The sequence below is a fragment of the Phenylobacterium sp. genome, from assembly GCF_035569475.1.
Lineage (GTDB): Bacteria > Pseudomonadota > Alphaproteobacteria > Caulobacterales > Caulobacteraceae > Phenylobacterium.
The window spans coordinates 23,239-41,835 of sequence record NZ_DATMNA010000044.1 but is presented as its reverse complement, the minus strand read 5'-3'; the positions used below and the strand labels follow the sequence as shown (position 1 = coordinate 41,835).

Annotated in this window: 22 protein-coding genes; 16 read left to right on the top strand and 6 right to left on the bottom strand. The window is 70.8% G+C overall.

Features of this window, described 5'->3' with window-relative positions; all coding sequences use genetic code 11:
* Window positions 1-19 precede the first annotated feature (19 nt).
* From VNW53_RS07310 to VNW53_RS07285, 6 genes are all read left to right on the top strand, one after another.
* Window positions 20-214, top strand: coding sequence for a hypothetical protein (locus tag VNW53_RS07310; RefSeq protein ID WP_325554613.1), 195 nt, complete (start codon window positions 20-22; stop codon window positions 212-214).
* A 72-nt stretch (window positions 215-286) separates the two neighbouring features.
* On the top strand, window positions 287-748 hold the full coding sequence (locus tag VNW53_RS07305; RefSeq protein WP_325554612.1) for a VOC family protein: 462 nt from the start codon (window positions 287-289) through the stop codon (window positions 746-748).
* A gap of 81 nt (window positions 749-829) precedes the next feature.
* Window positions 830-1,522 carry a hypothetical protein gene (locus VNW53_RS07300; protein WP_325554610.1) on the top strand — a complete coding sequence of 231 codons (693 nt, stop codon included), beginning with the start codon at window positions 830-832 and terminating at the stop codon, window positions 1,520-1,522.
* 88 nt (window positions 1,523-1,610) lie between these two features.
* Entirely contained in the window at window positions 1,611-2,150 is a 540-nt protein-coding gene (locus tag VNW53_RS07295) for a hypothetical protein (protein ID WP_325554609.1), read from the top strand.
* A gap of 232 nt (window positions 2,151-2,382) precedes the next feature.
* The gene (locus tag VNW53_RS07290; protein WP_325554607.1) at window positions 2,383-3,456 is read left to right on the top strand and encodes a Cj0069 family protein; all 1,074 of its coding nucleotides are present in this window, start codon (window positions 2,383-2,385) and stop codon (window positions 3,454-3,456) included.
* The gene (locus VNW53_RS07285) at window positions 3,453-4,157 is read left to right on the top strand and encodes a Fe-Mn family superoxide dismutase (RefSeq protein WP_325554606.1); all 705 of its coding nucleotides are present in this window, start codon (window positions 3,453-3,455) and stop codon (window positions 4,155-4,157) included. The genes VNW53_RS07290 and VNW53_RS07285 overlap by 4 nt, the downstream gene beginning before the upstream one ends.
* 38 nt (window positions 4,158-4,195) lie before the next feature.
* Here the strand turns inward: VNW53_RS07285 and VNW53_RS07280 are convergent, their stop codons facing one another.
* Window positions 4,196-4,474: a metal/formaldehyde-sensitive transcriptional repressor gene (locus VNW53_RS07280; protein ID WP_325554604.1), complete on the bottom strand. Its 279-nt coding sequence runs from the start codon at window positions 4,472-4,474 to the stop codon at window positions 4,196-4,198.
* Window positions 4,475-4,801: 327 nt separating this feature from the next.
* Here VNW53_RS07280 and VNW53_RS07275 point away from each other — a divergent pair, with 327 nt between their 5' ends.
* The 3 genes from VNW53_RS07275 (at window position 4,802) to VNW53_RS07265 (ending at window position 8,070) form a co-directional block, all read left to right on the top strand.
* Window positions 4,802-4,978: a hypothetical protein gene (locus tag VNW53_RS07275; protein ID WP_325554603.1), complete on the top strand. Its 177-nt coding sequence runs from the start codon at window positions 4,802-4,804 to the stop codon at window positions 4,976-4,978.
* 67 nt (window positions 4,979-5,045) lie between these two features.
* Window positions 5,046-6,677 (top strand): Nramp family divalent metal transporter, encoded by a 1,632-nt coding sequence (locus VNW53_RS07270; RefSeq protein WP_325554601.1) that lies wholly within the window; start codon window positions 5,046-5,048, stop codon window positions 6,675-6,677.
* 22 nt (window positions 6,678-6,699) lie between these two features.
* Window positions 6,700-8,070, top strand: coding sequence for a carbohydrate porin (locus VNW53_RS07265; RefSeq protein WP_325554600.1), 1,371 nt, complete (start codon window positions 6,700-6,702; stop codon window positions 8,068-8,070).
* 8 nt (window positions 8,071-8,078) lie between these two features.
* On the opposite strand, the gene VNW53_RS07260 is transcribed toward VNW53_RS07265, so the two are convergent.
* The 3 genes from VNW53_RS07260 to VNW53_RS07250 form a co-directional block, all read right to left on the bottom strand.
* On the bottom strand, window positions 8,079-9,386 hold the full coding sequence (locus tag VNW53_RS07260) for a divalent metal cation transporter (protein WP_325554599.1): 1,308 nt from the start codon (window positions 9,384-9,386) through the stop codon (window positions 8,079-8,081).
* A 71-nt stretch (window positions 9,387-9,457) separates the two neighbouring features.
* The gene (locus VNW53_RS07255; protein ID WP_325554598.1) at window positions 9,458-9,820 is read right to left on the bottom strand and encodes a copper resistance protein CopC; all 363 of its coding nucleotides are present in this window, start codon (window positions 9,818-9,820) and stop codon (window positions 9,458-9,460) included.
* Between the two features lie 23 nt (window positions 9,821-9,843).
* Window positions 9,844-10,422 (bottom strand): hypothetical protein, encoded by a 579-nt coding sequence (locus tag VNW53_RS07250; protein WP_325554596.1) that lies wholly within the window; start codon window positions 10,420-10,422, stop codon window positions 9,844-9,846.
* Between the two features lie 102 nt (window positions 10,423-10,524).
* On the opposite strand from VNW53_RS07250, the gene VNW53_RS07245 reads away from it, so the two are divergent.
* The 5 genes from VNW53_RS07245 to VNW53_RS07225 all read left to right on the top strand — a co-directional run bounded on the left by VNW53_RS07245 (window position 10,525) and on the right by VNW53_RS07225 (window position 16,190).
* Window positions 10,525-11,808: a hypothetical protein gene (locus VNW53_RS07245; RefSeq protein WP_325554594.1), complete on the top strand. Its 1,284-nt coding sequence runs from the start codon at window positions 10,525-10,527 to the stop codon at window positions 11,806-11,808.
* A gap of 230 nt (window positions 11,809-12,038) precedes the next feature.
* Entirely contained in the window at window positions 12,039-12,446 is a 408-nt protein-coding gene (locus tag VNW53_RS07240; RefSeq protein ID WP_325554592.1) for a GntR family transcriptional regulator, read from the top strand.
* Window positions 12,443-13,417, top strand: a complete 975-nt coding sequence (locus VNW53_RS07235) for an SPFH domain-containing protein (protein WP_325554590.1) — start codon at window positions 12,443-12,445, stop codon at window positions 13,415-13,417. Before VNW53_RS07240 ends, VNW53_RS07235 begins: the two co-directional genes overlap by 4 nt.
* Window positions 13,418-13,443: 26 nt before the next feature.
* A complete protein-coding gene (locus VNW53_RS07230) occupies window positions 13,444-14,445 on the top strand; it encodes an alpha/beta hydrolase (RefSeq protein ID WP_325554589.1) in 1,002 nt (333 codons plus the stop codon).
* A 71-nt stretch (window positions 14,446-14,516) separates the two neighbouring features.
* On the top strand, window positions 14,517-16,190 hold the full coding sequence (locus VNW53_RS07225; RefSeq protein ID WP_325554587.1) for an amidohydrolase: 1,674 nt from the start codon (window positions 14,517-14,519) through the stop codon (window positions 16,188-16,190).
* Between the two features lie 54 nt (window positions 16,191-16,244).
* Here VNW53_RS07225 and VNW53_RS07220 read toward each other — a convergent pair whose 3' ends face one another.
* Window positions 16,245-16,523 carry a hypothetical protein gene (locus tag VNW53_RS07220; protein ID WP_325554586.1) on the bottom strand — a complete coding sequence of 93 codons (279 nt, stop codon included), beginning with the start codon at window positions 16,521-16,523 and terminating at the stop codon, window positions 16,245-16,247.
* A gap of 112 nt (window positions 16,524-16,635) precedes the next feature.
* Here VNW53_RS07220 and VNW53_RS07215 point away from each other — a divergent pair, with 112 nt between their 5' ends.
* Window positions 16,636-16,920 carry a hypothetical protein gene (locus VNW53_RS07215; RefSeq protein WP_325554585.1) on the top strand — a complete coding sequence of 95 codons (285 nt, stop codon included), beginning with the start codon at window positions 16,636-16,638 and terminating at the stop codon, window positions 16,918-16,920.
* 4 nt (window positions 16,921-16,924) lie between these two features.
* Here VNW53_RS07215 and VNW53_RS07210 read toward each other — a convergent pair whose 3' ends face one another.
* Complete coding sequence (locus VNW53_RS07210; protein WP_325554584.1) at window positions 16,925-17,437, bottom strand: thioredoxin family protein; 513 nt, start codon at window positions 17,435-17,437, stop codon at window positions 16,925-16,927.
* A 198-nt stretch (window positions 17,438-17,635) separates the two neighbouring features.
* Between VNW53_RS07210 and VNW53_RS07205 the strand changes: the two genes are divergently transcribed.
* A complete protein-coding gene (locus tag VNW53_RS07205; RefSeq protein WP_325554583.1) occupies window positions 17,636-18,592 on the top strand; it encodes a CsgG/HfaB family protein in 957 nt (318 codons plus the stop codon).
* The last annotated feature ends 5 nt before the right edge of the window (window positions 18,593-18,597 follow it).

Sequence of the window (18,597 nt, the reverse complement as noted above, 5' to 3'; positions counted from 1 at the left end):
CGGGATAAAGGATGGCGCCATGGTCGAGACGTCCGACATCGCCGTCTACCAGAAGCTCACGGAACTGGCCGACGAGCTGGACGACATGGCCGCGCGCGGCGCCACGCTGGTGGGCGAGGCGGCGCTGACCACCGCCTCGCGCAACGTCCGCGGCATGGCTCTCGCGGTCTACAAGCACATCATGGGCGACCGGCAGGGCGCGCTGGACAGCTAGGCGGAGCGCCTGAGCCGCTTGCCAGGACCTCAGAACCCGCCAGGATGCGGCCCGGGAAACGAGGGGGTACGGATGAAGACGTGGACCATGGCCGTGCTGGGCGCGGCGGCGGCGATGGGCGCGGCGGGGACGGCGCTGGCCGCCGGGCCGCCGGCGGAGCTGAAGCCGGCGCACGTGGCCGGGCCCGGCCTCTATGTCGCCGACCTGGAGGCGCAGAGGGCCTGGTATTCCGACAAGCTAGGCCTGGCCGTGCGCGACACCATCCAGCGGGGCGGGACGGCCTACGAGTACGTCATGGGCTACGGCGACGGGCCGAACGGGGCGATCCTGGCGCTGGCCAAGAGCACGACGCGGCCGGCGGGGCCGAACGCCTTCTCGCGGGTGATCCTGGCGACGCCCAACGCCAGGGGCCTGGCCGACTGGCTGAAAGGCCAGGGGGTCGAGACCCGCGAGGTGATCCCGAACGTCGCCTATTTCATCCGCGATCCGGAGGGCAACAACGTGGAACTCTATACGGCCCCGCCCAAGCCCTGAACTGAGCCGCCGCGCGATGCGCCCGGGGCCACAGAAGCGCCGAACTGCGCCCACAGCCTGGCGTCCGTGGAGGCAGGCTGAATGACGCCCTTCCGGAACGACGCGGCCAATCCCTGGAGCCGCGAGAGCATCTGGCCGCACCTGCCGCAGGCGCCGCTGGCGATCCGCGCCCGGCCGCGCGTGGCGGCCGTGGCGGCGCCGGTGGCCCCCCAGCCGGCGCCGCCCGCCCTCGACCCCGAGCCTGCGCCCCTTGCCCCGCCGCCCTTCGTCGCGCCGATGCGCGTCGCGGCTGTCCGGCGCGCCCGGCCCCGGCGCCGGGAGCTGCGCCTGACCCCGCTGATCGCCGCGGCCGCCGTGGGCGCAGGCGGGCTGCTGGCCCTCTTCCTGCTGATCGGCGTCGCCCCGCCGCGCGGCGAGCCGGCGCCGCCGACGGCGGGGACGGCGCTGGCGGTGGGCGATCTGGTCGGAGGAAAGGCCGCGCCCGCCCTGCCCCCGCCCGCTGCGGTCGCCGCCGCGCCGGCGCCGGTGGCGGCGGCGTCCCCGCCCGCGCCCAGGACCCCGACCGTCGCGGCGCGGCCGGCGCGACTTGCCGACGCCGCCCCTGCGCCCGCGGCCGCCTCCTCGATCGGACAGCTCGAACTGCCGCCGCCGCAGCCGTTGACCAGCTTCGCGACGGCGCCGGAGCCGCCACCCGCCGTCGCCGCCCCCGCCAGGCCCGCGCCACCCGTCGACCGCGACGCACCCATGCCGCGACGGGTCCCCGACCCAAGCTGAACGGCCCCGGGTCGGCCGGACGGCGGAGGTTGGGGCTTCCGCCGGCCGGCCCGGCCGCTAAGGTGGCGTCAAACGGGGAGGAACTTCGATGCGTCTGCCACTTCTTCTGACCGGGTTGGCGCTCGCCTGCTCTGTTCCGGCCCTGGCCCAGAGCCCGGCGCCCAGGCCGGCGCCCCCGGTCGCCGCCCAGGGCCGGGTGCTGCTGTCGGTGAAGGACGTCATGCGCCACATCATCAATCCGGCGGCCGAGACCTACTGGGCCCACTCCGGCGAGGTGGATGACGAGAAGGGCGCCAACGACCGGGTGCCGACCGCGCAGTCGGAGTGGAACATCAACATCGACACCGCCGCCCAGATCGCCGAGGCCGGCAACCTGCTGATGATGGACGGCCGCGCCCGCGACCCGAACGGCCCGTGGATGAAATACGCCATCGCGCTGAACGCCGCCGGGATCGCCGGCATGACGGCGGCCGCCGCCCACGACCACGACAAGACCAACGACGCGGGCAGCGCCATGTACGACGCCTGCTTCCAGTGCCACGGCCGCTACATCCAGCGGCCGAAAGACAGCCTCTACAAGCACGACATCGACAAGGACCTGAAGGACGCCGGCAAGGCGCCGAAGTAGCAGGCAGGCCGCAAAGCCATCCCCCTGGCCCAGCCTTCCGCTTCGCTTCGACCGCGATACTGCGTTGCGGTCCGGGTGATCTCGTGATCGGCATCCCGACGGGGTTGAACCCCGCGGCGATCCGGCTAATCTGCCCGGCTTCCGGGCCGACGCGGGCGCCCGGCCAGACGGCGCGCCGTCCAAGACCCGCTCCTGTCAGCCTGGCGCAACGCCGGGCGCGAGGGAGCGTGAGGTGTCTGAGACCAAACTCTTCAAGGTCGCCGTCGTGTGGCGTGGCGACCGCCAGGCCCGGGACGAGGCGCGCGGCGAGACAAGCCGGCTGAACGCCGTCTTCGCCGCGCTGGAGCGTCAGGGCATCGCCGCCGAGCCCGCGGTCTGGTCGGAGGATCTGGCCGACGAGGTCCGCGCCCAGCTCCTGGGCATGGACGGGGTGCTCGTCTGGGTCGACCCGATCTCGACGGCCAACGGCGCGCGACGAGCGATGCTGGACGAAATCTTGCGGGAGGTGGCGAGCGCGGGGGTGTTCGTCAGCGCCCATCCCGACGTGGCCTCGAAGATGGGGGTCAAGAGCGTGTTGCACGCCACCCGCGACCTGGGCTGGGGGACGGACACCGCCTTCTATGAGACCCGGGACGCCTTCGAGCGGGCGTTCCCGGGCCGGCTCTCCGCCGGCCCGCGGGTGCTGAAGCAGAACCGCGGCAACGGCGGGATCGGGGTCTGGAAGGTAGAGCGCGAATCCGGCGGCGATGTCAGGGTCCAGGAGGCGAAGGGCGGGAGCGAACCGCGAACCCTTCCCCTGGAGGCCTTCATGGCTGAGCGCGCGGCGGACTTCACCGCGGGCGGCGGCCTGGTCGACCAGCCGTTCCAGCCGCGCCATCTGGAAGGGATGGTCCGCTGCTACATGTCCGGCGGACGCGTGGCGGGCTTCGGGCGCCAACTGGTCCGCGCGCTGGCGCCGCCTGAGGCGGGGCCGGCCGGGCCCAGGCTCTATTCCGGCCCGAACGACGCGCGCTTCCAGCGCCTGCGCGCGCTGATGGAGGGGGACTGGACCCCGGGCCTTGCGCGCCGGCTGGGGATCGCCCCTGACGACCTGCCGGTGATCTGGGACGCCGACCTCCTGCTGGGGCCGCGGACGCCGCAGGGCGATGACAGCTACGTGCTTTGCGAGATCAATGTCAGTTCGGTCTTTCCGATTCCGGATGAGGCGCCGCAGGCGCTGGCCGAAACGACACGGAAGCGGCTTACCGCGGCCAGGCGGCCGCGCCGCCTGGAAACCCCGACCTTGTCCAACGGAGAAACCCCATGACTGAACCCACCCTCGACCGCCGCATGCTGCTGGGCGGCGCAGCCCTCGCCGGCGCGGCCGCCGCTGTCGCCACGACCGCCGCGGCCCAGCCCGCGCCGCCCGCCGCAGGGGGGTTCGCCCAACAGCCCCTGCCCTTCGACCCGAAGGCCGTCCCGGGCCTCTCCGAGAAGCTGCTGGTGAGCCACCACGACAACAACTACGTGGGCGCGGTGAAGCGGCTGGGCGCCATACGCGCCGAGTTCGGCAAGCTCGATCCGGCCACCGCCCCGGTGTTCACGGTCAACGGCCTGAAGCGCGAGGAGCTGATCGCCTGGAACTCGATGATCCTGCACGAGGTCTATTTCAATGGACTGCGGCCCCCCGAACCGGTGAGCCCGGGCCTGGCCGGCGCGATCGAACGCGACTTCGGCAGCCACGACCGCTGGGCGGCCGAATTCTCCGCCATGGGCAAGGCGCTGGGCGGCGGTTCAGGTTGGGTGCTGCTGACCTACAGCCGGCACGACAGGCGGTTGGTGAACACCTGGGCGTCCGACCACACCCAGGTCCTGGCCGACGGCGCCCCGCTGCTGGCGCTCGACATGTACGAGCACGCCTACCACATGGACTACGGGGCCAAGGCCGGGGACTATGTGAACGCCTTCATGAAGGCGTTCTCCTGGCGCCATCCGAACGAGACCTTCCGCAGGGCGAGCGCGGCCTGACCGCCGCGGCGCCGACCCGCTTTGGGCGGCGGACGCCGTCAGGTCAGATAGGCGTGGACGATGTCGACCAGTTCCTCGGCGGCCTGGCGCCGAGGATCGGCGGCGTCTGACGACGGGTCGACCATGTGCTCGCGGATGTGATCCTCGATCACCTCGGCGATGAAGCCGTCCAGGGCCCCGCGGCAGGAGGTCGCCTGTTGCAGGATCCGTGCGCACTCCTCGTCGCTGTCCACGGCGCGCTCGATGGCCTCGATCTGGCCGCGAAGCCGACGCAGCCGATTCAGCAGCTTGGTCTTTTCCTTGGCGACGTGGCTCATTTTTTTGACTCTGACCTCTTGAAACCATAGCCCCCTAGGGTATATCCGCCCTTGCGCCGGGAGAGAAGGGTTGTCCCCTTCCCGCCCGGCGTGGCCGTCGTTCGCGTCGGCCGAGAGCAACAGGACCACGGATCAAAATGAACCCGCGATCTAGCAACCCGACCACCGAGGGCGACAGTCGACGCTTGGCGTCGCCTGCACACCCCGCGGCTGGCCGGTTCGTCGCCCGGGCGTTCGTGATTGTCGAAGGGATGCAGGCCGAGGCCTGATCTGTCGGCCGTCGCCTCCCGGGCTTGAGCAAACCGCTTAGGCAGAAGGAGGCTCCAGATGGCCATCTTCATTCCCCGCAGCTCGTTTCCGACCGCCGACGTCGTCCGCGGCGGGCTGAACCCGTTCGGCGCGTCGTCGCGGCCGCGCGAGGCGCTGAGCGCCGCCTGGCGTCTCGACGCGGACGGCCGTCCGTCGCGGATCTGGAGACGGGGATCGCCGCGCCCGCCCGGCTGAGCGGCCCGCAGCCCCGCAGCGGGCGCCCCGTCCCGATCCCCCAAGCTCCGCGTACAGGAATTGCGTCATGTCCGTCATGGAAACCACCGCCGTCGGGAACGCCCCGCCCGGCGCCCACCTCGACACCGCCCACCGGGGCGACATCAAGGGCGCCTTCGGCTCGATCGCCGAACATGGCCACGCCCCCGGATCGGGCTGGCGACGGCGGCTCCTGACGCTGGCCGCCATCGTCGGCCCGGGCCTGATCGTGATGGTCGGCGACAACGACGCCGGCGCGTTCGGCACCTACACCCAGGCCGGCCAGAACTATGGAACGGGCCTGCTCTGGACCCTGCTGCTGCTGGTCCCGGTGCTGTACGTGAACCAGGAGATGGTGGTGCGCCTCGGCGTGGTCACCGGGGTCGGCCATGCGCGCCTGATCTTCAACCGCTTCGGCAAGTTCTGGGGCGCGTTCTCGGTCATCGACCTCTTCCTGCTCAATGCGCTGACCATCGTCACCGAGTTCATCGGGATCGAGCTCGGCCTGGAGTATCTGGGCATCCCCAAGGCGTGGGGCGTGGTGGTCGCCGCGATCGTCACCATCGCGGCGGCCTCGACGGGCAGCTTCCGCCGCTTCGAGCGCTTCATGATGGTCCTGGTGGCCGGCAGCCTGGCGCTGCTGCCGGTGTTCCTGACAACCCACCCGCCGGTGGCGCAACTGAGCCACGACTTCCTGGTCCCCGGCCTGCCCAGGGGCGGCAAGCTGAGCGACGTCATGCTGCTGATCATCGCGATCGTCGGCACGACGGTCGCGCCCTGGCAGCTATTCTTCCAGCAGAGCTACGTGATCGACAAGCGCATCACGCCGCGCTTCATGGCCTATGAGAAGGCCGACCTGGTGATCGGCATCCTGTTCGTGGTGGCCGGCGGCGTGGCGATGATGGCTTTCGCCGCGGCGGCCTTCTCGGGCCAGCCCGGCCAGGGCCACTTCACCGACGCAGGCGCGGTGGCCGCGGCGCTCGGCCGCCATTCCGGCCACGTCGTGGGCGTCCTGTTCGCCATCGCCCTGATCGACGCCTCGATCATCGGGGCGGGCGCGGTGTCGCTCTCCACGGCCTACGCCATCGGCGACGTCTTCAAGCTGAACCATTCGCTGCACCGCAAGCCGCGCGAGGCCGGGGTCTTCTACCTGATCTACGCCGGCCTGATCGCGGCGGCCGCGGCCCTGGTGCTGATCCCCGGCACGCCGCTGGGCCTGCTGACCAACGCCGTCCAGACCCTGGCGGGCGTGCTGCTGCCCAGCGCGACGGTCTTCCTGCTGCTGCTGTGCAACGACAAGGCGGTGCTCGGGCCCTGGCGCAACGGCCCCTGGCTCAACCTGTTCACCGGCGGGGTCATCGCCCTCCTGCTGGTGCTCTCGGTGATCCTGACGGCCTCGGTGTTCTACCCGGACATCGGCGACCGCTTCATCGTGGACGCGCTGGCCGGCGGCGGGGCCCTGGCGCTGGCCGGCTGGGCTTTCCAGCCGCGGCAGCGGCGCGGGCGCATCGACCGCACGGGCCGGGAAGACTGGCGCATGCCGCCCCTGGACCTGCTGGCGCCGGCGGCGCTGAGCCGCCCCGAGAAGCTCTGGATGCTGGCGTTGCGCGGCTATCTCGTGATCGCCGGCGGCCTCGTCGCGGTCCGCATCGTGGAACTCGCCCTGCGCCATCGCGCTTGAAGCGCGGAGCTGGAGCCCACCCATGACGACGATCCTCAAGCCGCTCGCGCTGGCGGCCACAATGACGCTCGCTTTCGCCGCCCCGGCCCTGGCCCAGGACGCCCAGCCCCAGGCGCCGTCGCAGGCCCCGGCCGAGGACAAGACGCCGGTGACGCCCGAGGCCTGGGCGGTCCATCTCCAGGTCACCGACATCCTGCAGCACTATCCGGCCTTCCACTCCGCCTTCCAGGGCCCCAACAGCTTCCGGCCGCAGGCGACCACCGGCAACACGGTGGACGCCACCCTCTACGCAGGGGTGAAGCCCTGGGCGGGCGGAGAGATCTGGGGGAACCTGGAGATGTACCAGGGCTACGCCCCCAACAACACGCTGGGCGCGGCGGGCTATGTGAACGGCGACGGGGCCAAGGTAGGGCGTTCGCACCCCTATGCGCGGATCGCCCGGTTGTTCATCCGCCAGACCTTCGACCTGGGCGGCGAGGCCGACGACCAGGAGGCCGACCTCAACGCGCTCGGCCGGCGCCGCACCAAGGACCGGGTCGTGCTCACCGCCGGCAAGCTGAACGCCACCGACGTCTTCGACACCAACAAATACGCCCACGACCCCCGGCAGGATTTCCTGAACTGGAGCCTGATCACCGCCGGCAGCTTCGACTACGCGGCCGACGCCTGGGGCTACACCTATGGCGCGGCGGCCGAGTGGTACCGCGGCGACTGGGCCTGGCGGGCTGGCGTGTTCGACCTTTCCATCGTGCCCAACAACGCGGTGCTGACCTCAGACTTCAGTCAGTTCCAGGTGATCGGCGAGGCGGAGCGGCGGTTCACCCTGGGCGGACGGCCGGGCGCCGTGCGGCTGGCGGGCTTCGTGACCCGCGGGGGCATGGGCCGCTACGACGACGCGACCGCCCTCGCGCTGGCGACCGGAAAGCCTGCCGACGCCGCGCTGGTGCGCCATTACCGCTCGCGCCCCGGCGCCTACCTCAACGTCGAGCAGGAGGTGGCCGACGGCGTCGGCCTGTTCGGCCGGCTGGGCTGGGCGGACGGGACCTATGAGGCCTACGAATACACCGACATCGACCGGACCGCGCAGGCCGGGGTCTCGGTGTCGGGCGAGCGCTGGGGCCGCAAGGGCGACACGGTCGCCGCGGCCGTGGTGGTCAACGACCTGTCGTCGGCGGGCGAGCGCTACCTGAACGCCGGCGGCCTGGGCATCCTGATCGGCGACGGGCGGCTGCCGCATCCCGGCGCGGAGCGCATCCTGGAGACCTACTACAGCCTGGGCTTCGCCAAGGGCATGACGTTCAGCCTGGACAACCAGCTCATCCAGAACCCCGCCTACAACCGCGACCGCGGGCCGGTGGACGTCGTCTCCCTGCGGCTGCACCTGGAGCGGTAGGGTCCGCCCTACTTGCCCCAGGTGGCGAAGAGGCCGATCGCCGCGACGCCCATGACGCCGGTGGCGAGCCAGCCGACGATCTTGAGCCCCCGGCCGAGCTTGAAGTCGCCCATGGCTTCCTTGTGGCTGGAGAGGTGCATCATCATCCCCATCACCGGCACGGCGACCACGCCGTTGATCACCGCGCTCCAGAACAGCGCCTTGATCGGGTCGATGGGGCTGTAGTTGAGCAGCACGCCCAGCAGGGTGGCCACCGCGATGGCGCCATAGAAGGCCTTGGCGCGACTGGGCTTGCGGGCCAGGCCCACATGCCAGCCGAGGGTCTCGCCCAGCGCATAGGCCGAGGACCCGGCCAGCACCGGCAGGGCCAGCAGGCCGGTGCCGATGATGCCGATGGCGAAGACCGTGAAGGCGAAGCGCCCGGCGATCGGGCGCAGGGCCTCGGCGGCCTGGGACGAGGTCTGGATGTCGGTGATCCCGTGGGCGTGCAGGGTCGCCGCCGTGGTCAGGATGATGAACAGGGCCACGGCGTTGGAGATGGCCATGCCGACATAGGTGTCGACGCGGATGCGGGCGAGCTCCGCCGGCGCCTGCTCAGGCGCCCGCTCCAGCGGCTTGGCGTCGTCGCGCTCCTTGACCTCCTCGACCTCCTCCTCGGCCTGCCAGAAGAACAGGTAGGGGCTGATGGTCGTGCCGAGGATCGCCACCACCACGGTCATGTAGGCGGGCGTGAAGGTGATCTGCGGAACCACCAGGCTCCTGGCCACCTCGCCCCAGGGCATCTTCACGACGAAGGCCACGCCGACATAGGCGAACAGCGACAGCGTCAGCCACTTCAGGATCGAGACGTAGCGGGAATAGCGGGAGAACACCTCCAGCAGCACGGTGACCAGGCCGAAGAGCGCCACATAGACGAGCTGCGGCCCGCCGATCAGGAGCCTCAGCCCGGCGCCCATGGCGCCCAGGTCCGCGCCCAGGTTGATGACATTGGCCACGATCACCAGGGTGACGAGCGAATAGACCACCGGGGCCGGATAGTGCCTCTTCAGGTTGCCGGCGATGCCGCGGCCGGTGACGCGGCCGATGCGGGCGCTGATCTCCTGGATGGCGCACATCAGGGGCCAGGAGAACAGCATGACCCAGCTCAGGCCGAAGCCGAACTGGGCGCCGGCCTGGGAATAGGTGGCGATCCCGCTGGGGTCGTCGTCCGACGCGCCGGTGATCAGGCCGGGGCCGAGGACCTGCAGCAGCTTGGGCCGCTCAGGCTGTTTGACGTCGGAATCCGGGCGGGCAGAATCCACGGCGCGTTCGGTCATGTTCGGGTCGCCTCCCAAGCGAGCCTCGCCGGAACGCCTGACCGGCCGCGAGGCTCCCCCTCCTGGAAGACCTACTTCACGTGGAAGGCGAAGTCGCCGTCGGTTTCGTGGCCGTCTTCGGTCTTCATGTGCCAGGCGGCCTTGTAGGCGCCGGCGGCCGGCGGGGCGGTGAAGGGCACGATCACCGTGCGCTTGCTCTTGGGGTCGAGGGTCAGCGGGCCGGTGGCGACGGCCGCGCCGGCCGGGCCCGTCACGGTGACGTGCGAGGCGGCCGGCACGATGCTCTCGCTGTACTGCAGCGTCAGCATCTTCGGCGCGGCCACGGTGGCGCCGGCCTTGGGCGAGCCGGTGATCAGCCGCGCGTGGGCCGCCGCCTGGCCGGCGAGGCCGAAGGCCGTCACGGCGGCGGCGAGGGCGAGGACGGTCTTGCGCATGGACGAACTCCTGGTCGGCGCGGTCAGCCGGCGGGCTTGGCCGCGTACTTTCCCTGTTTGGCCTTCACATCCGCCGGCCAGTCCGGCAGCGGCGCGCCCTGGGCGGGGCCGTTGGCCTTGATGCCCGGATCGATAACGTACTCCTTATGGCACGCCGTGCAGATCAGATAGAGCTTGGCGCCCTCGTCATAGACGCCCTGCTTGTCGTGCTTGGCCGCGGCGGCCTTGGCAAGGATCGCCTCGGCGGTAAGCTGCTGGGCGAACTTGTCGAAGTCGCTTTCCGGCGCGCGCGGGCGGCCCGGCAGCTGCAGGGCGTTGCCGGCTTCGATCAGCACCGCGGCGGCGGTCTCCATCTGCTCCCAGCCCTCGTCGGTGGTGGGCGTCAGGTCCTTCGTGCCCTGGGCCGTCTCATCCGTGCCCGAGCCCTTCCAGTAGGCGAAGGACGCCGGGTCGACCACGTGGCCCATGAACTCCTTCATGTCCAAGGCGTCGACGTTGTACTTCGCCGGGCTGGCGGGGGCCGCCGGCTTCTGCGGCGAGCAGGCCAGCATCAGCGAGATCGGCAGGGCGGCGCAGGCCGCGAAGGTGACAAGGCGCTTCAAGGGAGTCCCCCGGGATTTTCCTGATCCAAGCCATACTTTGCCATTCAGGGGCCTGTCCGGTTAAATACGGTCTCCGGGGGGTTACAGAAGGTTACAGTCGCTTTGTCCGACGCGGCCACGGAGCAGGCGGGCGACGGGATCGCCGAGCTGGCGGCGCGGCTGCGCGCGCGCCATGCGCTCGGCCGTTCGGACGGGCTGAACCGGCTGTTCGACTACCTGGCCGCCCAGGCCGTGGCCGGGGCGCGGCCCAAGGAGTTCGAGGTGGCCGCCGCGGTGTTCGGCCGCTCGTCGGCCTTCGACGGCTCGCAGGACGCCTCGGTGCGGGTCGCCGTCCACCGCCTGCGCCGCAAGCTGGACGACTTCTACGCCGGCGCCGGCCGCGACGAGCCGGTGCGGCTGACCGTCCCCAAGGGCGAATACCGCATGGTCGCCGAGCCCCGGGCCGGCGAGGCGGCGCCCGCGGAGCCCGCGCCGGCGAGGCCGCGGCGGGCCTATGCCATCGCCGCCGTCGCAGCGCTGCTGCTGCTCAACCTGGGCGCCTGGGCGGGGTTCTGGATGACCCACGGCGCGGAGCGGACCCTGGCCCGCGCCCAGGGGGCCGCGCCCTGGAGCGCGCTCCTGAAATCCGAGCCGCCGACCCTGCTGGTGCTGGGCGACTACTACATCTTCGGCGAGATCGACGAGGCGGCGGGGATCGACCGGCTGATCCGCCAGTACTCGATCAATTCCTCCTCCGACCTCGACGACTGGCTGATGGACAACCCCAAGGCCATGGGCCGCTACCGCGACCTCGACCTCTACTACCTGCCGGTGGGCGCGGCCTTCGCCCTGCGCAGCGTCGTGCCGCTGTTGTCGCGGGGCGGGGCGCATGCCGAAAGCCTGCACGTGGTGATGGCCTCGGACCTGACGCCGGAAATGCTGAAGCGGGACAATATCGTCTACCTCGGCTACCTGAGCGGCCTCGGCGTACTGCGCAATCCGGTGTTCGCAGGGTCGCGGTTCACGGTGGGCGAGACCTACGACGAGCTGGTCGACGGGTCGACCCGCCACGTCTACCGCAGCCAGGAAGGCGGGCCGAACCAGGGCGACACGAGCCGGCGCGACTATGGCTATGTCGCCGCCTTCCAGGGCCCTTCGGGCAACCACATCGTGGTGATCGCCGGGGCCCGCGACAACGGCCTGCAGCAGGCCGCCGAGGCCATGGCCAACCCCGAGGCGCTGAAGGCGCTGAGCCGCGCGGTGAAGGCCAAGGACAATTTCGAGGCGCTCTACGAGGTGGACGGCATCGGCCGCTCCAGCCTGGGCGGGCGGATGGTGATCGCCGCGCCACGGACCCGGGTCGACCCCTGGACCGCCCAGCCCAGCCTGAGCTTCCCGCAGGGTTGACCTCCCCTCCCCCGCGAAGCGAGGGGGAGAGGCCGGGAGAGGGCGGCTCGGCGCGAGCGGCTCTCGCGAAAGGTCGACAAGGGCCCTCGCCTCACTCGGCGTAGCTGAGACGCTCAGCCGCCCTCTCCCTACCCTCTCCCTCTCGCTTCGCGGGGGAGAGGAGACGTCGCGCCCGTCCGTTCTTCGAACGCCGTTTGACAAGCCTTACCGTCGGCGTATTGTATGAGTGTATGCATACACAGGCGCAAATATTGGCCGCCCTGCGGCTAGGGGAGACCGGGGTCCCGATCTATGTGCAACTGCGCGAGCAGTTCCTGCGCGCGATCGGCGCCGGCCTGCTCAGCCCCGGCGAGCAGATGCCGACCATGCGCCAGGTGGCCGTGGCCCTGAAGGTCGACCTCAACACGGTGCGCCGCGCCTACGACGAGCTGGAGCGGCTGGGCGCCCTGGAGCTGGTGCGCGGGCGCGGCAGCTTCGTGGCGACGCCGCCGCCGGCCATGCAGGGCCACGAACACGAACGGGAAACCGAAAACCTGGCGCGCCAGACCCTGGCCGCCGCCGCAGCGCTCGGGGTCGACCCCCTGGCGCTGGCGGATCGCATCGCGGCGCTCGCCGCGCAAAAGGAGACCTCAAGATGAGCAACGCCTACATTCCGGGCGTGACGTTCCCGGCCAGCGGCTTCCGCCGGCGCGGGGGCAATCCGCTGGCGACCCTCCTGGCCGTGGTGTTCGTGGGCTTCGCCGGCCTGGCCTTCGAGGAGGGCGCGCGCGGAGGGTCCTACCTCCCCTTCTGGCTGGGCGCGGGCCTGCTGATCCTGGGCGTGCTGACGCCCATGTCGATGAAAATGGCCAACCAGTGGGAGCGCGCGGTGGTGCTGCGGCTGGGCAAGCTGCAGGGGATCAAGGGGCCGGGCCTGTTCTTCATCGTTCCGGTGATCGACGAGGTCTCGTCCTGGCTCGACCAGCGCATCCAGACCACCGAGTTCAACGCCGAGCAGGCGCTCTCCAAGGACACCGTGCCGGTGGACGTGGACGCGGTGGTGTTCTGGCAGATCCACGACCCCGAGCGCGCCGCGCTGGAGATCACCGACTACCGATCCGCCATCAGCCGCGTGGCCCAGACCTCGCTGCGCGAGATGGTGGGCTCCTCGCTGCTGTCGACCCTGCTCTCCGACCGCAAGCACGGCGACGAGCTGCTGCGCGAGGAGATCGGGCGCAAGACCGCCGACTGGGGCGTCACCGCCATCAGCGTCGAGATCCGCGACATCGGCGTGCCCGACGCCCTGCAGGACGCCATGAGCCGCGAGGCCCAGGCGCAGCGGGAGGCCGCCGCCCGCATCCACCTCGGCCAGGCCGAGCTCTCGGTGGCGCAGAAGTTCGTCGAGGCTGCGGAGATCTACGCCCAGAGCCCGGCGGCCCTGCAGCTTCGCGCCATGAACATCATCTACGAGACCACCAAGGAGCGCGGGGCCACCATCCTGATGCCCACCGCCATGGTCGACGCCATGAACCCCGGCGGCCTGCTGGGGCTGGTGGCCGCGGCCCAGGCCGGCCAGGTCCCGCCGCCCGCCGCCCCGACGCCGGCCCCGCCGGCGCCCCGGCGCCGCTAGGCCAGATTCGGGAGCTGGAGGGGAAGATGTCGATCCTGCGCAGACTGACCATCTGGATCGCCTGCCTGACGGCGGCGACGGTGATGATGGCCGTGGTCCTGGCCGGCGCGGCCCACGCCGAGGGGCCGGACACGGGCATGGAGCGAGAAGTCACCGTCGATGGCGGAGCCGCGCCGCTTTACGGGTCGCTGCTCATGCCGACCGGCGCGCGGCCTGGGCCGGCGGTCCTGCTGGTCGCGGGCTCGGGCCCGACGGATCGCGACGGCAATTCGACCGTCCCCGGCGTTCGACCGGCCAGCCTGAAACTGATCGCCGAGGGGCTTGCGGCGACGGGCGTCACCAGCCTTCGTTACGATAAGCGCGCCATCGCCAAGAGCGCGCCCGCCGCGGTGAACGAGGCGGACCTGCGCTTCACCACGGCCGTCGACGATGCGGTGCTTTTCGCGCGTCTCCTGAAGGCCCAGCCGGGGGTGACCTGCGTGGTCCTGCTCGGCCATTCGGAAGGCGCGCTGGTCGCGGCCCTGGCGGCGCAGAAGATCGAGACCTGCGGCGTGATCGAGGTCTCCGGCGCGGGCCGCCCGTTCGGCGTGGTCCTGCGGGAACAGTTCGCCGCCCGGAACCTGCCGCCGCCGGTCATGGCCCAGATCGAGGCGGGCCTGACGGAGCTGGAGCACGGGCGCCAGATCGCGAATATTCCAGGGCTGGAAGCGTTGTTCCGGCCCAGCGTCCAGCCCTATCTCATCTCCCAGTTGACCCTCGATCCGGCCAAGGCCCTGGCGGGGGTCAAGGCGCCGGTCCTGATCCTGCAGGGCGACAACGATGTTCAGGTCTCGGTGCAGGACGCTCGCCTGCTGGCGGCGGCGAGGCCCGACGCCAAGCTGGTGATCGTGCCGGGCATGAACCACGTCCTGAAGGCCGCGCCGGCGGATCGCGCCGGCAACGTCGCGACCTACGCCGATCCCGGCCGTCCTCTGGCGCCAGGCGCCATGCCTGCGGTCGCGGCCTTCGTGAAATCGGCGCCGCACTGACCCTCCGCGAGGCTTTCAACGGGAAGCCACGGCCGATTGCCGCCAGTCCTGCGCAGGTCTAGCTTCGCCGTATGCGCACAACCAGTCTCCGCCTGCTCGCCGCTGTCGCCGTCGCCGCCCCGCTGGCGGCGTCCGCTGCGGCGTCCCCTTCCGCCGACCTGGTGATCTGGGGCGGGCCGATCTACACGGCGGTGGACGCCCGGCCGAAGGTCGAGGCCGTCGCGGTCAGCCACGGGCGGATCGCCTACGCCGGCGGCAAGGCCGGGGCCCAGGCCATGGTGGGGCCAAAGACCAGGGTCATCGATCTTGCGGGCGCGGCTCTGTTCCCCGGATTCACCGACAGCCACGCCCACCTGCGCGAAATCGGCGAGCGGGAGCTGACGCTGAACCTGGAAGGCGCGAAGTCCGCCGCTGAGGTCACCCAGCGGCTGAAGGCCTGGATCGCCGAGCACAAGGGCGCGGGCGCGGTGGTCGGCGGCGGCTGGATCGAGACCGGCTGGCCGGAGGGCCGCTTCCTCGACCGCTCCGACATCGACCCGGTGTCAGGGGATGTCCCGGTGCTGCTGCGGCGCGCCGACGGTCACGCGGTGGTCGCCAATTCTGCGGCGCTCAAGGCCGCCCACATCGACGAGACGACGCCCGCGCCGTTCGGCGGCCAGATCCTGAAAGGTCCCGACGGCAAGCTGACCGGCATGCTGGTGGACAACGCCATGCAACTGCTCAGCGCGCAGCGTCGCCCCGCCACCGGGGTGGACCGGCTCGCGGCCTTCAAGGCGGCCTTCCGGGCGGAGGCGGCCTATGGCTGGACCGGGGTCCATTCGATGAGCGTCAATTGGGCCGACGTGGGCCTGCTCGAGGACATGGACAAGCGTGGCGAGGCCCCCTTGCGGGTCTACAACATGGTCGAGGCCGATCAGGCCGGGCCGCTGTTCGCCGGCGGCCCGCGCGCCACCCCGGACGGGCGGATCGTCACGCGGGGCATCAAAGTCTACATGGACGGCGCGCTCGGCTCGCGCGGGGCGGCGCTGTTCGAGCCCTATTCCGACGCGCCGGCGATCAGGGGCACGCTGATCACCGAGCCGAGGGTGATGTCCGGCTATCTCGACACGGCGTTGGCCAAGGGGATCCAGGTTTCCACCCACGCGATCGGCGACCGCGGCAACGCAACGGCGCTGGATCTCTACGAGGAGGCGTTCAAGGCCAATCCGGTGGCGGGCAAGGCCGCGCGTTGGCGGATCGAGCACGCCCAGATCCTGCGGCCCGCCGACATCCCGCGCTTCCACGCCGACGCGGTGATCGCCTCCATGCAGCCCAGCCACGCCATCGGCGACTTCCACTTCGCGCCCGCGCGCCTGGGCAGGGACCGGCTGAAGGGCGCCTACGCCTGGCAGAGCCTGCTGAAGTCCGGCGCGGTGGTGGTCGGCGGCTCCGACGCGCCGGTGGAACGCGGTGCGCCGCTGATCGAGTTCTACGCCGCGGTGGCGCGCAAGGACCTGGGCGGCTTCTCCAACGCCGACTGGCATCCGGAAGAGGCGCTCAGCCGCGCGCAGGCCCTAAAGCTGTTCACGGCGTCTGCCGCCTATGCTCGCTTTGCCGAGAAGGATCTGGGGACCATCAGCGTCGGCAAGCGCGCCGACCTTTCCGGCTTCTCGGTGGACCTGATGACCGCGCCCGAGGCGGCGATCCCAAAGGGCCACGCCGTGCTGACCGTGGTCGACGGCCAGGTGGTCTACGACAAACGATAACTCGCAAGGCGCGGCAGGGCGCACAGGCCCCGCCGGCTCGGAATTCAGTCGGATCTAGTCGTCGCCGTCGGTGATGTCGGAGAGATGGCCGCTCATCTTTTCACCGAAGGCGGTGTTGACGACCTTGCCCTTGTCGATCTGGCCCGGGTGGGCTTTCCCGTCATCGGCCTTCGCGGCGTGCGTCCTGCGCCTGTCGTCCCCGTCAGCGATATCGGAAAGATGACCGTCCATCTTTTCGCCAAAGGCCGAGTTGACGACGGTGCCCTTGTCCTTTTGGTTCGGCCGGGCCCGCGGGCCATCGGTGGTCTTGGGATCTTCTGGGGTCTCGGCCATGGCGAATGCTCCTCATCCTGAACAGACAGCCTATGGGCAGTTCGGGGCGCATTCAACTCGCACGACGCTGTGCAATGAGGCTAAGGGGTCTGCGCTCAGCAAGGAGGCAGGGATGGCGGGCGGTTGGCTGATCGCAGTGCTGGTGGAAATCCCCGGCGAACCCGCGCCTCTGCGCCACTACTTCGCGGTCGGCCACGAGGACCAGGGCAAGAGCGAATGGACGGCGGTCGATTGGGCCGGGCGGACGGGACGCGTGGCGACCGGCCCGGTGGGCGGCCAGGAGCCTGTGGAGGCGGTGCGGGCGCTCTCGGCGGCCAAGATGAAGATCCTGGGCCTGGCCCAGGGCGAGGTGCGCGAGCTGGGCTGGCGCCACCCCCGGCGCTGGCTGACGGGCTAGGCTTCTACCGCGTCCACTGCGCCAGCCAGTCGGCCAGGGCCTGGGGCGTCATGTGGCGCGCGTCCTCCAGCGCCGCGACGTGGCCGCCATCGAGCAGCCGGTCGGTCTTCGGATCGACCACCAGCAGGGCCGGCACGCCTTCGAGGCGCTCGGTGATCCCCCAATGGGCCGGGATCTGCAGGTTCTTGTCGAAGTGGCCGACGTCCACCAGGACGGTCGTGTAGCGCCTGTCCATGAAGGCCTTGAGCTCCGGCCGGTCCAGGGTCGCCGACAGGATGCGGCAGTCGCCGCACCAGTTGCCGCCCAGGTCGACCAGCAGCAGCTTGTGCTCGGCCCGGGCGCGGGCCTTGGCCCGGGCGACCGCCGCATTGGCGTCGGCGGCCTCGTCGTAGGGATAGGGCAAGGGCGTCTGAAGCTGGGCGAAGCTGTCGATGGCGAGCTTCGGCGGCGCGGCGGACGCGGCGGCGGAACCGGCGAGCGCCAGGGCCGCGAGCGCGGCGACAGCAGTTCGGATCATGCGGAAGCTCCTCCGCCGGCACACTTAAGGTGGCCGCGCGCCCGGCTCAAGGCCGCCGTGGACCGCTCGCCGATGAGGTGCGGGAATGCTCCGTGCTCGCCCCAAGAGCGACTTGATTTGAAGCTGCGTCGTTCGAGGTTTAGGCTGGGGCGTTAACCTCGATCGGCCTGGTTAACCTCGATTGGCCTGGGGGTAGACATGCACAAGCTGACTTGGCTCGCCGCCGGCGTCGTCGTCGCCTTCTGCGCCTCGCCCGCGATCGCCCAATACGGCATGGACAAGAAGAAGCCCGCCGGGACGCCGGAGCTGCCGCAATGCGACAAGCCCCTCGGCCGCGCGGCGATCAAGGAGCCGGAGCGCCAGTGGTGGACGCAATACGGCCTCTCCAGCCCCGAAACCCTGCTCAAACTGTTCGCCTCGCGCTCCAACTGCCTGCGGATCGTCGACCGCAACGCGGGCCTGGCCATGCGCAACGAGGAGACCGCCCTCGGCGCCTCGGGCGACCTGCGCCGCGGCGCCAATATCGGCAAGGGCCAGGTCGCCGGCGCCGACTTCTTCATCGTGCCCGACCTGGCCAACTCGAACTCCAACGCCAGCGGCAACAACCTGGGCGGCGTGGCCGGCGCCTTCGGCCGCCGCCTGGGCGGCTTCGGCGCCCTGGCCGGCAGCATCAACACCAAGCGGTCCGAGGCCCAGGCCCTGATCACTCTGATCGACGCCCGTTCCACCGAGCAGCTCTATGTGGCGGAAGGCACGGCCCAGAAGACCGACATCTCCTTCGGGGCCGGCGGCGGCAGCTATGGCTGGAGCGGCTTTGCGGCCCTGGCCGGCGGCGGCTATTCCAACACCGACATCGGCAAGGTGGTGACGGCGGCCTATTTCAACGCCTTCGTTGACCTCGTGCACTACATGCAGCGCGACGCGCCGACGGGCGAACAGGCGAGCAAGGCGGCCGGCGTCCAAGGCTACACGGTCAAGCAGGCGGTGGTGATGCGCAAAACGCCGTCGCCGCAGGCGGCGCAGGTGCGTAGCTTCAGCATCGGCGACATGGTCTATCCCACGGGGCAGAAGAACGGCATCTGGTGGGAAGTGGACGACGAGAACGGAAATCGCGGCTGGGTGTCATCCGCGATGATCACGACGCGCCAGAATTGACGGCA

What these genes read in the sequence shown, in the direction of transcription:
- VNW53_RS07210 (WP_325554584.1), bottom strand. Translation starts at nt 17,437, where the DNA reads ATGATCCGAACTGCTGTCGCCGCGCTCGCGGCCCTGGCGCTCGCCGGT.
- VNW53_RS07280 (WP_325554604.1), bottom strand. Translation starts at nt 4,474, where the DNA reads ATGAGCCACGTCGCCAAGGAAAAGACCAAGCTGCTGAATCGGCTGCGT.
- VNW53_RS07305 (WP_325554612.1), top strand. Translation starts at nt 287, where the DNA reads ATGAAGACGTGGACCATGGCCGTGCTGGGCGCGGCGGCGGCGATGGGC.
- VNW53_RS07295 (WP_325554609.1), top strand. Translation starts at nt 1,611, where the DNA reads ATGCGTCTGCCACTTCTTCTGACCGGGTTGGCGCTCGCCTGCTCTGTT.
- VNW53_RS07285 (WP_325554606.1), top strand. Translation starts at nt 3,453, where the DNA reads ATGACTGAACCCACCCTCGACCGCCGCATGCTGCTGGGCGGCGCAGCC.
- VNW53_RS07235 (WP_325554590.1), top strand. Translation starts at nt 12,443, where the DNA reads ATGAGCAACGCCTACATTCCGGGCGTGACGTTCCCGGCCAGCGGCTTC.
- VNW53_RS07230 (WP_325554589.1), top strand. Translation starts at nt 13,444, where the DNA reads ATGTCGATCCTGCGCAGACTGACCATCTGGATCGCCTGCCTGACGGCG.
- VNW53_RS07255 (WP_325554598.1), bottom strand. Translation starts at nt 9,820, where the DNA reads ATGCGCAAGACCGTCCTCGCCCTCGCCGCCGCCGTGACGGCCTTCGGC.
- VNW53_RS07275 (WP_325554603.1), top strand. Translation starts at nt 4,802, where the DNA reads ATGGCCATCTTCATTCCCCGCAGCTCGTTTCCGACCGCCGACGTCGTC.
- VNW53_RS07310 (WP_325554613.1), top strand. Translation starts at nt 20, where the DNA reads ATGGTCGAGACGTCCGACATCGCCGTCTACCAGAAGCTCACGGAACTG.
- VNW53_RS07205 (WP_325554583.1), top strand. Translation starts at nt 17,636, where the DNA reads ATGCACAAGCTGACTTGGCTCGCCGCCGGCGTCGTCGTCGCCTTCTGC.
- VNW53_RS07215 (WP_325554585.1), top strand. Translation starts at nt 16,636, where the DNA reads ATGGCGGGCGGTTGGCTGATCGCAGTGCTGGTGGAAATCCCCGGCGAA.
- VNW53_RS07240 (WP_325554592.1), top strand. Translation starts at nt 12,039, where the DNA reads ATGCATACACAGGCGCAAATATTGGCCGCCCTGCGGCTAGGGGAGACC.
- VNW53_RS07300 (WP_325554610.1), top strand. Translation starts at nt 830, where the DNA reads ATGACGCCCTTCCGGAACGACGCGGCCAATCCCTGGAGCCGCGAGAGC.
- VNW53_RS07270 (WP_325554601.1), top strand. Translation starts at nt 5,046, where the DNA reads ATGTCCGTCATGGAAACCACCGCCGTCGGGAACGCCCCGCCCGGCGCC.
- VNW53_RS07220 (WP_325554586.1), bottom strand. Translation starts at nt 16,523, where the DNA reads ATGGCCGAGACCCCAGAAGATCCCAAGACCACCGATGGCCCGCGGGCC.
- VNW53_RS07260 (WP_325554599.1), bottom strand. Translation starts at nt 9,386, where the DNA reads ATGACCGAACGCGCCGTGGATTCTGCCCGCCCGGATTCCGACGTCAAA.
- VNW53_RS07265 (WP_325554600.1), top strand. Translation starts at nt 6,700, where the DNA reads ATGACGACGATCCTCAAGCCGCTCGCGCTGGCGGCCACAATGACGCTC.
- VNW53_RS07225 (WP_325554587.1), top strand. Translation starts at nt 14,517, where the DNA reads ATGCGCACAACCAGTCTCCGCCTGCTCGCCGCTGTCGCCGTCGCCGCC.